The sequence below is a fragment of the Mesorhizobium sp. WSM4830 genome, from assembly GCF_055811495.1.
Window position 1 is genome coordinate 1 of record NZ_JBVVQI010000032.1, and the last position, 10,067, is coordinate 10,067.

The 10,067-nt window shown below is 62.2% G+C and carries 11 protein-coding genes, 2 tRNA genes and 1 pseudogene; 6 read left to right on the forward strand and 8 right to left on the reverse strand.

Features of this window, described 5'->3' with window-relative positions; translation table 11 throughout:
* Positions 1-77 (reverse strand): annotated as a pseudogene (locus AC0L2Y_RS28680) (GTP-binding protein); the annotation flags it as partial.
* A gap of 271 nt (positions 78-348) precedes the next feature.
* Here AC0L2Y_RS28680 and AC0L2Y_RS28685 point away from each other — a divergent pair.
* Positions 349-1,236, forward strand: coding sequence for a DMT family transporter (locus tag AC0L2Y_RS28685; RefSeq protein ID WP_473561147.1), 888 nt, complete (start codon positions 349-351; stop codon positions 1,234-1,236).
* 33 nt (positions 1,237-1,269) lie between these two features.
* Complete coding sequence (locus tag AC0L2Y_RS28690; protein ID WP_473561148.1) at positions 1,270-1,719, forward strand: GFA family protein; 450 nt, start codon at positions 1,270-1,272, stop codon at positions 1,717-1,719.
* A 44-nt stretch (positions 1,720-1,763) separates the two neighbouring features.
* Here AC0L2Y_RS28690 and AC0L2Y_RS28695 read toward each other — a convergent pair whose 3' ends face one another.
* On the reverse strand, positions 1,764-2,021 hold the full coding sequence (locus tag AC0L2Y_RS28695) for a GlsB/YeaQ/YmgE family stress response membrane protein (protein WP_023717513.1): 258 nt from the start codon (positions 2,019-2,021) through the stop codon (positions 1,764-1,766).
* A gap of 159 nt (positions 2,022-2,180) precedes the next feature.
* Between AC0L2Y_RS28695 and AC0L2Y_RS28700 the strand changes: the two genes are divergently transcribed.
* The gene (locus tag AC0L2Y_RS28700; protein WP_473561149.1) at positions 2,181-2,648 is read left to right on the forward strand and encodes a YidB family protein; all 468 of its coding nucleotides are present in this window, start codon (positions 2,181-2,183) and stop codon (positions 2,646-2,648) included.
* Positions 2,649-2,807: 159 nt separating this feature from the next.
* On the opposite strand, the gene AC0L2Y_RS28705 is transcribed toward AC0L2Y_RS28700, so the two are convergent.
* Positions 2,808-2,881, reverse strand: a tRNA-Gly gene (locus AC0L2Y_RS28705).
* A gap of 67 nt (positions 2,882-2,948) precedes the next feature.
* A tRNA-Tyr gene (locus tag AC0L2Y_RS28710) sits at positions 2,949-3,033 on the reverse strand.
* A gap of 202 nt (positions 3,034-3,235) precedes the next feature.
* Between AC0L2Y_RS28710 and AC0L2Y_RS28715 the strand changes: the two genes are divergently transcribed.
* Together AC0L2Y_RS28715 and AC0L2Y_RS28720 are read left to right on the forward strand one after the other, a co-directional pair.
* A complete protein-coding gene (locus AC0L2Y_RS28715; RefSeq protein WP_473561151.1) occupies positions 3,236-4,090 on the forward strand; it encodes a TrmH family RNA methyltransferase in 855 nt (284 codons plus the stop codon).
* A gap of 13 nt (positions 4,091-4,103) precedes the next feature.
* Positions 4,104-4,517, forward strand: coding sequence for a hypothetical protein (locus AC0L2Y_RS28720; RefSeq protein WP_473561153.1), 414 nt, complete (start codon positions 4,104-4,106; stop codon positions 4,515-4,517).
* Here the strand turns inward: AC0L2Y_RS28720 and AC0L2Y_RS28725 are convergent.
* The 3 genes from AC0L2Y_RS28725 to gcl all read right to left on the reverse strand — a co-directional run bounded on the left by AC0L2Y_RS28725 (position 4,514) and on the right by gcl (position 8,234).
* Positions 4,514-5,398, reverse strand: coding sequence for a 2-hydroxy-3-oxopropionate reductase (locus AC0L2Y_RS28725; protein WP_473561154.1), 885 nt, complete (start codon positions 5,396-5,398; stop codon positions 4,514-4,516). The two genes, AC0L2Y_RS28720 and AC0L2Y_RS28725, sit on opposite strands and share 4 nt — an antisense overlap.
* A 233-nt stretch (positions 5,399-5,631) precedes the next feature.
* On the reverse strand, positions 5,632-6,429 hold the full coding sequence (hyi, locus tag AC0L2Y_RS28730) for a hydroxypyruvate isomerase (protein WP_473561156.1): 798 nt from the start codon (positions 6,427-6,429) through the stop codon (positions 5,632-5,634).
* 23 nt (positions 6,430-6,452) lie between these two features.
* Positions 6,453-8,234 carry a glyoxylate carboligase gene (gene gcl, locus AC0L2Y_RS28735; protein ID WP_473561158.1) on the reverse strand — a complete coding sequence of 594 codons (1,782 nt, stop codon included), beginning with the start codon at positions 8,232-8,234 and terminating at the stop codon, positions 6,453-6,455.
* A 203-nt stretch (positions 8,235-8,437) separates the two neighbouring features.
* Here gcl and bhcR point away from each other — a divergent pair, with 203 nt between their 5' ends.
* On the forward strand, positions 8,438-9,295 hold the full coding sequence (gene bhcR / locus AC0L2Y_RS28740) for an HTH-type transcriptional regulator BhcR (protein ID WP_473561159.1): 858 nt from the start codon (positions 8,438-8,440) through the stop codon (positions 9,293-9,295).
* Positions 9,296-9,335: 40 nt separating this feature from the next.
* Here bhcR and AC0L2Y_RS28745 read toward each other — a convergent pair whose 3' ends face one another.
* A complete protein-coding gene (locus tag AC0L2Y_RS28745) occupies positions 9,336-9,692 on the reverse strand; it encodes a hypothetical protein (protein WP_473561161.1) in 357 nt (118 codons plus the stop codon).
* Between the last annotated feature and the right edge of the window lie 375 nt (positions 9,693-10,067).

Genomic DNA, 10,067 nt, shown 5'->3' on the forward strand with positions numbered 1-10,067 from the left:
GTCTTGCCATGGTCGACGTGACCAATCGTGCCAATGTTCACATGAGGCTTAGTGCGCTCGAATTTACCTTTTGCCATAGTCTCTTTCCTTGGACGGCCTGGGGACGGCCTGGACCTTCAGTTCAGTCGAATGCGGGGCGATTAGCGACTAAGGCCGAAAAACACAAGTGCCTTGTCGCCGAGCGCGCTCGCCCGCCCGAACGCGTGATCCGGTTTCGGAGAATGTGGCGCGGATATAGGAACGAACAAGGGCAAATGGAATGGTTACGGCGGCGGCTGACGGCTTTGACGGATTTACGGCCGGATCTGGCCCATTGCCGCCCTGGCGCCGGTCTGATTTCGTGGGCCGATGCATTTCATCCCGACTGCCATACGAGGCCCGCTGTTCATGGTCGTTTCGACCGGGTCCTACATCGTCAACGACACGATGATGAAGCTCGCAACCGCGGGACTGCCGCCCTACGAGGTGCTGTTCCTGCGCGGCGCTGCGGCAACATTGTGGGGCATTCCGCTGCTGTTCATGCTTGGCTATGGCAAGCAGATCCCGCTGATCCTGGACGCGAAGGTTTTGCGCAGGAACCTGCTCGAACTGGGTGCTATCCTTTGCTACGTCGTGGCGCTCGCCAACATGCAGATCGCCGATTCGACCGCGCTCGGGCAGATCACGCCCTTGCTGATGCTGGTCGGCTCCTCGATGTTGTTCGGCGAACGGATCGGCGGGGTGCGCCTGGCGCTGATCGGGCTCGGCTTTGTCGGCGCGGTGATGGTGGCACAACCGACGATGCAAGGGATTTCGGTCTATGCCCTGCTGGCGCTAGGCAATGCGGCTCTGTCCGCGGCGCGCGATCTGGCCGGACGCAAGGTCGCCGCCGACGTGCCGGGAATGGTCGTGGCTATTTCCGCGGTGATTGTGGTGCTCGCGGGCGCCGGCGTTGCGCATCTGGTTTCCGAGCAGTGGGTGGTGCCTGGGACCCGTCACCTGCTGCTGATGGGCGGCGCCGGACTGTTCCTGATCTTCGGCCACTTCTTCATCTTCATGGCCTATCGCGTCGGGCCGACCAGCGTGGTGGCGCCGTTCTACTATTGCTTTACCGTCTGGGCGGTGATTTCAGGCCTGGTGGTATTCCGGCAGCTCCCGAATGCGCTGGCCATCTGCGGCATCCTGCTGGTGGTGGCCAGCGGGTTGACCATCGTCTCGCTCGACGAGCGCAAGCGCCGGTTGACGGTCGTCGCTTGAAACTGAAATCGGCCTGCATAATGGGAGGAGCGCGTGGCAAGCCCGGATGACAACCAGAATTCACGCAATCGCACGCTCGCCGGAAAGTGCCTGTGCGGCGCCGTTCAGTACGCGGTGGCGGACGCGTTCGTCTATGCCGCGAACTGCCACTGCTCGAACTGCCGGCGCACCACCGGCTCGGCCTTCAAGCCATTCGCCGGCATCGAGCGCGACAGTTTGAGCCTGGCGAGCGGCGAGGACAATCTCATGATCTTCGGCGACGAAACCGGCCATAACGCGCACTGCAAGACCTGCGGCTCGTTGCTTTATTCGGTGGTCCGCGACGGTGCCTTCGTGCATGTCGCCATGGGAACCCTCATCGACGAGCCGACCATCCGCCCGACACAGCACATCTTCGTCGGCTCCAAGGCGAAGTGGTTCACCATCACCGACGATCTGCCGCAATATGAAGAACACGCGGTCACCGGAGATGCCGGCGAGTAGCGGTCGGCATTCGGGTGAATGCCGACGCAACTGCCGAACGGCTTCTAGAGTGCCCTCTTGCCGCTGAACTGGTGATAAGCCCACAGGACAACCACGGCACCGACCACGGCTACGATCAGGCTATAGATGTTGAGCCCGGTAACGCCCGACGCGCCAAACGCGCTGAAGATGAGCCCGCCGACGATAGCCCCGACAATCCCGAGCACGATGTCGAGCACAAGGCCTTGCCCGCTTTTATTGACGATCTTGCTGCCAATGAAGCCGGCGATGACGCCGAGAATAATCCAGCTTAATATTGACATTTTTCCTCTCCGTTCCCCGCACCCGATTACTTCCACATTATTAAGCAAAGCTCAAGCCAACTTGAAAATCATGATTACGGAAAGCTCAAACCGGCTTGAAATTCGCGATGAATGCGTCATTGTCGAAGACGGACGGGCAATTTGACATGGAGATCCACAATGGGACTGTTTGACAATGCCGTTCCCGGCGGCAACGTCGCCAAACCGCTGATGATCGCGCTCGGCGCACTTTTGGTGGGAAAAATGCTGAGCGGTGGAAGTTCCGCCCAGCCGGAGGCGGTGCAGAGCCCTGCCCCCGTCCCGCCTGATACAACCGCATCCACCGACGGCGGACTGCTCGGCGGTCTGGGCGGCCTGCTCGACAAACTGAAGGACGCCGGCCACGGCAACGTCGCCAATTCGTGGGTCGACACCGGTCAGAACCAGCCGATCAACCCCAACGATCTGGGCAGTGCCCTCGGCCCGCAGATCATCCAGGAGATCGCGCAAAGGACGGGTCTGAACCAGCAGGAATTGCTCCAGCAATTGTCCGCGGCCTTGCCCGGGCTTGTCGACCAGCTGACGCCGAACGGGCAAGTACCGCAGCAGAACCAGCTCGCGTCCATATTCAGCAAATTCGCGAGCTGACGCCTGTCGCCCAGCGCCGCCTGTGGTTCGGGACATCGATAATACAGATTAAGATGCGCGCCCGTTTGGACGCGCAACCTTGAATTATCGGCAAAGCGCTTCTCTTGGCGCTGCCTGCTTCGGGATCGTGCGGGAGGTGCGCCGCGGCTGGGGGAAATCTGGAGCGGGTAGCGGGAATCGAACCCGCATATTCAGCTTGGAAGGCTGCTGCTCTACCACTGAGCTATACCCGCGCCTTTTAGTCAAGCATCGGATCCGCTCCGACGCTCGCTCTGCGTTTCAGGGCTTCCGGGCCGGCAGTGGTGGAGAGGGTTGGATTTGAACCAACGTAGGCATAGCCAACGGATTTACAGTCCGTCCCCTTTAACCACTCGGGCACCTCTCCAGTCTGCCGCCGGAGCCATGCAACGAGGCATCGACGCGTTGCGGCTGCCAAAGCAGCCCTTCCGCGAAGCGCCTTATGGCGGCAGCGCCCAAAACTGTCAACCGCAACAGCCCGGCAAAAAGCGCTGAATTTCGCACCTCGCCCGACAAGCAGCTTATGCGGCTGTATCCATGGCGGGACGACACAGCTATAGAAGCCGGCCATGAGCAACGATAACAAATCCAAGACCCCGAAAGATACCCACTACGCCAAGCTGCGCCGGGCGCATCGCGACGAGAAGAGCGGCGGCGCGCCGGCGTTCAGGCCGCGCCAGCCGGTGCCGCCCGGCGAGAACCCGGCGGATGGCCTGGTGCGGCTCTACGGGCTGCACACGGTGCGGGCAGCACTCGACAATCCGCGCCGCAAAATCAAGAAGATGCTGGTGACGCGCAACGCTGCCGAGCGACTGGCAATCGCCGATCTCGGCGCTTTGCCCTTCAAGGCGGAACTGGTCGAACCCAGGGACATCGACAAGGTCACCGGCTCCGATGCCGTGCACCAGGGCGTGCTGATCGAGGCCGAGCCGCTGAAACCGAAGCGGCTCGATGCGCTTGGCGACGCCAAGCTGGTACTGGTGCTCGACCAGATCACCGATCCGCACAATGTCGGCGCGATCCTGCGCTCGGCAGTGGCCTTCGGCGCCGGCGCACTGATCACCACGGCGCGCCACAGCCCGCAGGAATCCGGCGTACTGGCGAAGTCGGCCTCCGGCGCGCTCGAACACATCGATCAGATCGAGGTGAAGAACCTCGCCGATGCGCTGGGGCAGCTGCACGAGGCCGGCTTCCAGACCATCGGGCTGGATTCGGACGGTCCGGCAGAACTCGAAACGAGTTTTTCGGGAGAGAAGATCGCATTGGTGCTGGGCGCCGAAGGCAAGGGCCTGCGCCAGAAAACGCGCGAGACGGTGACGACGCTCGCCCGGCTCGACATGCCCGGCGCCATCCACTCCCTCAACGTGTCGAATGCCGCGGCGGTGAGCCTTTATGCGGCGCGGAAGTTTCTAGCGGCGGATTGAACGAGCGACCGGTATGTTCGAAACGTTCTCAAACGAGGGTGAATGGCTCGCGCTTCTTGCGAGTACAATCGGCACATTGAGAACACTCACTCCATTGGAGTTCTACGACGAGGCGAATGGCCGCTACCACGCGGCGAGAGATAGCGTAATGCGGCTAGTCTACAACCTTGAGAATCCAGCCGACTTTCGAGAATTCCTCGACGTCAACGCCGGTCGGAAGACTTGGCTGCCGGACAATTCCGAAGCCTTGACTGCCATGGATGTTACTGAAATTCACTATCGGGTCGTCAGCAACTTGGCCGGTGAACGGTGGGTTCACGGAGCTCTTAACGAACCCTTCGAGAACGGCATGCTTGTTCTAGCCCTCAAGCGGATCGCTGCCGATATCGACAAGTTCAAATTGACCAGTGGTCAGCAAGTTCCCTAACCAATTTCGAAATTCGCCATCCGCTCCAACGCTCTCACCAGTGCCGAGTGATCCTCCTTGGCGCCGCCATTGGCGGCACAGGAGTTGAATAGCTGCTGCGTGGTCGAGGTGTTGGGTAGTGCTACGCCGAGCGCTTTTGCTCCTTCCAGCGCGAGATTGAGATCCTTCTGGTGCAGTTCGATGCGGAAGCCGGGCGCGAAGCTGCGCTTGATCATGCGCTCGCCATGCACTTCCAGGATGCGCGAGGCGGCCAGCCCGCCCATCAGCGCCTGCCTGACCTTGGCCGGGTCGGCGCCGGCTTTTGAAGCAAAGACAAGCGCTTCGGCGACGGCCTCGATGGTCAGCGCGACGACGATCTGATTGGCGACCTTGGTCGTCTGGCCGACGCCGTTCGGTCCGACCAAGGTGATGTTCTTGCCCAACTTCTCGAAGATAGGCCTGGCGCGTTCGAAGGCTTTTTCCTCGCCGCCGACCATGATGGTCAGCGATGCCGCCTTGGCGCCGACCTCGCCGCCCGACACCGGCGCGTCGAGGTAGTCGCAGCCGAGGTCGTTGATCTTTTTTGCAAAGGCCTTGGTCTCGATCGGCGAGATCGAGCTCATGTCGATGACCAGCTTGCCTCTTGTCAGCCCGGACGCGACGCCATTTTCGCCGAACAGCACATCGGCCACCTGCGGCGTATCCGGAACCATGGTGATGACGATGTCGGCCGTTTTCGCGACGGCGCTGTGGCCAGAGACGATCTTCAGACCCTTGTCTATGAGATCGGCCGGCGGTTTCGAGCGGTGGTCGCTGGCGAAGACTTGATAGCCGGCATCAAGCAGATGCCCCGCCATCGGCGCGCCCATGATGCCGAGCCCGATGAAGCCGATGGTTTCCATGGTTGTTCTCCATTTCTTGTCAAGGCGGCGTTCCTGCGCGCCCCCTCTGGCCTGCCGGCCATCTCCCCCACAAGGAGGGAGATTGGATGTCACCGCCGCTTTCGCCAATTTTCGAGGCTGGGAAAGTTAAAAGCCGGCGCCGGAACTGCCGATCTCCCCACCTGTGGGGGAGATGGCCGGCAGGCCAAAGGGGGGCGCGAAGGAATGCGATCTCAGTTGCTACATCCCGGCCACTACGCCGCCACACTCCCCTGCCCGGCCGCGTCCTGAAACCACCCGAGCCCCGCTTCCGTTCCGCCCTTCGGCTTGTATTCCGCCCCAACCCAACCGGAATAGCCGATGCGGTCGATGTGGTTATACAGGAAGGGAAAATTGATCTCGCCCGTCCCCGGCTCATGACGGCCGGGATTGTCCGCAAGCTGGATATGCGCGATACGGTTGAGGTTTGCCTCAATGGTACGGGCGAGATCCCCCTCCATGATCTGCATGTGATAGATGTCGTATTGCAGGAACAGGTTCTTCGAGCCGACGCGGTCGATCAGCGCCAGGGCCTGATCCGAGTAATTCAGGAAGAAGCCCGGAATGTCGCGGGTGTTGATCGGCTCGATCAGCAGCCGGATGCCGGCCTGCTCCAGCTTTTCGGCCGCGAAAGCCAGATTTTCGGCGAAGACGTCTTCCAGCACGGAGCGATCAACGCCCTGCGGCGCGATGCCGGCGAGGCAATTGACCTGCCCGCAGCCCAGCGCGTGCGCATAGGTGACGACCTTGGCAATGCCTTGCCGGAACTCCGGGATGCGGTCGGGCAGGATCGCGATGCCGCGCTCGCCCTTGGCCCAGTCACCGGCAGGCAGGTTGAACAGGACCTGAGTCAACCCGTTCTTCTTCAGCCTGGCCGCGACGACATCCGGCGCATGGTCATAGGGGCCGATATACTCGACGCCCTTGAAGCCCGCGTGGGCGGCGGCATCGAAGCGGTCGAGGAAGTCGTGCTCGCCAAAGAGCATCGAAAGATTGGCTGAAAACCGTGGCATGGCGGTAATTCCTCATAAGCGGCTTAATCGAGCATGACGATCGCTGTGGGGGCATCTTCGTGATGTTCGGCAAGCTCCTCGAATTCGGTGATCTTGTCGATTTCGGTACCCATCGAAACATTGGTGACGCGCTCGAGGATGAATTCGAGCACCACCGGAACCTGGTGCTCGTTCATCAGCCGCTGCGCCTCTTCGAAGGCACCGGCGAATTCCTCCGGCCGGCGCACCCGGACCGCCTTGCAGCCCATCGCCTCGGCAACGGCGACGTGGTCGACACCGTAGCCCGCCTCAGGCTCGTCTTTCCGGTTGACGTTCTCGAAGGCCAGGCTGACTTCGAAATCCATCGAAAAGCCGCGCTGCGCCTGGCGGATCAGCCCGAGATAGGCGTTGTTCACGACGACATGGATGTAGGGCAATTTGTGCTGTGCGCCGGCCGCCAGTTCCTCGATCATGAACTGGAAATCATAGTCGCCGGACAATGCCACAATTGTACGGTCCGGATCGGCGGCGCGAACGCCGAGGGCCGCCGGCAATGTCCAGCCGAGCGGGCCGGCCTGGCCGCAGTTGATCCAGTTGCGCGGCTTGTAGACATGCAGGAACTGCGCCCCGGCGATCTGCGACAGGCCGATCGTGGTGACATAGGTGGTGTCGCGGCCGAACGCCTTGTTCATCTCCTCATAGACGCGCTGCGGCTTCAGCGGCACCTGGTCGAAATGGGTCTTGCGCTTCATCGTCTTCTTGCGCTGCCGGCATTGGCCGGCCCAGCCCGACCAGTCGCGCAATTTTCCGGCCGTCCTCCACTCGGTGGCGACGTCGAGCAGCATCTTAAGCGCTGCACCGGCATCCGAGACGACGCCAAGGTCCGGCGCGAAGATCCGGCCGATCTGCGTCGGCTCGATATCGACGTGGATGAATTTCTTGCCCTTGGTGTAGACGTCGACCGAACCGGTGTGGCGGTTGGCCCAGCGGTTGCCGATGCCGAAAACGAAATCGGCTTCAAGCATCGTCGCATTGCCGTAGCGATGCGAGGTCTGCAGCCCGCACATGCCGGCCATCAGGCGGTGGTCGTCGGGGATCGCGCCCCAGCCCATCAGCGTCGGAATGACAGGCACGCCGGTGACCTCGGCGAACTCGATCAGCAGATCGGACGCGTCGGCATTGATGATGCCGCCGCCGGCGACGATGACAGGCTTGTCGGCTGCATTGAGCATTTTCAGCGCCTTCTCCGCCTGGGCGCGCGACATTGCCGGCTTGAACGGCACCAGCGGCTCGTAGGCATCGATGTCGAACTCGATCTCGGCCAGTTGCACGTCGACCGGCAGATCGACCAGCACCGGCCCCGGCCGCGACGAGCGCATCAGGTGAAACGCCTTCTGCAGCGCCATCGGCACCAGATAGGGTTCCATGACGGTGACCGCCCATTTTGCGACGGGTGCGGCGATGGCGGCGATGTCGACGGCCTGAAAATCCTCCTTGTTGAGACGCGCGCGCGGCGCCTGCCCGGTGATACAGAGGATGGGAATAGAATCGGCAGCGGCCGAATAGAGGCCGGTGATCATGTCGGTGCCGGCGGGACCCGAGGTGCCGATGCACAGACCGATATTGCCCGATCTGGCGCGCGTAAACCCTTCGGCCATATGCGAGGCCGCCTCGACATGACGTGCAAGGATGTGGCGGATACTGCCCCTCGCCTTCAGCGCCGAATAGAGCGGGTTGATCGCAGCACCCGGCACGCCGAAGGCACAGGAGATGCCTTCCTTTTCAAGAACGAGAACCGCTGCGTCGACTGCGCGCATCCTGGCCATGTCAGCCTCCACGGAATTGTTGATAGCCGATGATGCCAGCGCAACGGCGATTTTTCAATTTTTTCAGAATATTTTTTCATTACGAGAAAAAAGCTCTTATGAATTGAATTGATTGGCCCTTTTGTTTTCCACGAATTCGCTTCGCAAATCGATGAAAAACTTTTTCATTGCTCGTTTGGGCGAACAGAGCGAAGAATGGCCCGATGGAAACCACCGAAAAACGCCAGCGCGGCCGGCCGCGCTCTTTCAACGGCCCGGCCGAGGCCGCTTCGGTGCAGTCGCTGGACCGGGCGCTGCGCATCCTGGCAATCGTCGCCGATGGCAGCGGCCTGTCGCTGAGCGAGATCGCCGCCAGGTCCGGTCTGCCGGCATCCACCGCCTACCGCATGCTGACGACGCTGGAGAACCATGGCATGGTCGAGTTCGACGGCACCGACCAGCTGTGGTCGATCGGCGTCGAGACCTATCGCATGGGCGCGGCGTTCCTGCGCCGCCGCAAGCTGGTCGACCGCGCCCGTATCGTCATGCAGGAATTGATGGAGAAGACCGGCGAGACTGCCAATCTCGGCGTCGCCGAGGACGATTGCGTCGTCTTCGTCAGCCAGGTCGAGACGCACCAGGCGATCCGCGCCTTCTTCCGGCCGGGCACACGCAGCTCCTTCCATGCCTCGGGTATCGGCAAGGCGGTGCTGGCGCATCTCGAGCCGGAACGCGTCGCCACCATACTGCGCCGGGCCGGGCTGGAGCGCTTCACCGAAAATACGCTGTCCGATATCTCGGCTCTCGCCCGCGACCTGGTGACGATCAAATTGCGCGGCTGGTCGGTCGACGACGAGGAGCGGCATCCGGGCATGCGCTGCGTCGCCGCCGCCATCTTCAATGAATTCGGCGAGCCGATCGGCGGGGTTTCGGTCTCCGGGCCGACGGTGCGGGTCACGCCGGAACGGCTGGCCGAGATCGGCCCGCTGGTGCGCGATGCAGCAGCGGAGGTGACGAGGATGATCGGCGGGCTGCCGACCCCTCCTGGCCGTGGCAGCGAACCGAACGCATTGCGGCGCTGACCAGCGCCGAATGGCGCGACATCTGCCAGGATGGCCCGAGCTAGCCCCCGGGCACCGCGCTCTTGGTCGATAGGTCGTAGAAATCGAGCAGCATCGCCAGCCCAACTCCGCAGGCGGTGACGATGAGGCCGGCAATGAAGATACGATTGGCGCGTTCATAAACGCGCCGTTGTAGAGACGTTGTGTCGAGCAGCAACCGCAGCGCTCGTATCTGCAGGGCAATGCCGATCAAAGTCGGCACGACGGCGGCCAGGTGATAGATTTCCCATGGTATCGGGTTGGCGGCCCAATGCGTGATGAAGCCCAGCGAGAACGCCAGCAGGATGCCGACGGTGGTGATTGTGCCGTTGCGGAAATCCGTCTCGATCGGCTCTTCGTTCGGATCGTGCTCGCCCAAGCGCCCTCTCCCTGTTTCGGCTCGGCTGTAGATTGCCGTTCGGCCTGTAGATTAGGCTGCTGGGAAACCCCTGTACATCCGGCAAGAGTGTTGGCGAATGGCATCCGACCTTCCGTAGGTGGGCGATGCCCGGCAGGACAGAGGGTGGCTGAGCGCCGCTCATTCCAGCTTGGGTTCCTCGCCCCACGAAGTGGGGAGAGGTGGCTCGGCGAAGCCGAGACGGAGAGGGGTGCGCCCTACGAAGCCCCCTCTCCGGGGGCGGGGCGGGCCCCCCCCCCCCCCCCCCCCGGGGGGGGGGGGGGGCCCCGCCACATATAAAAGAGCGAGGAAAACACCACCAGAGGGCCAGACCCCAACAAAAAAAAAAAAATAGGG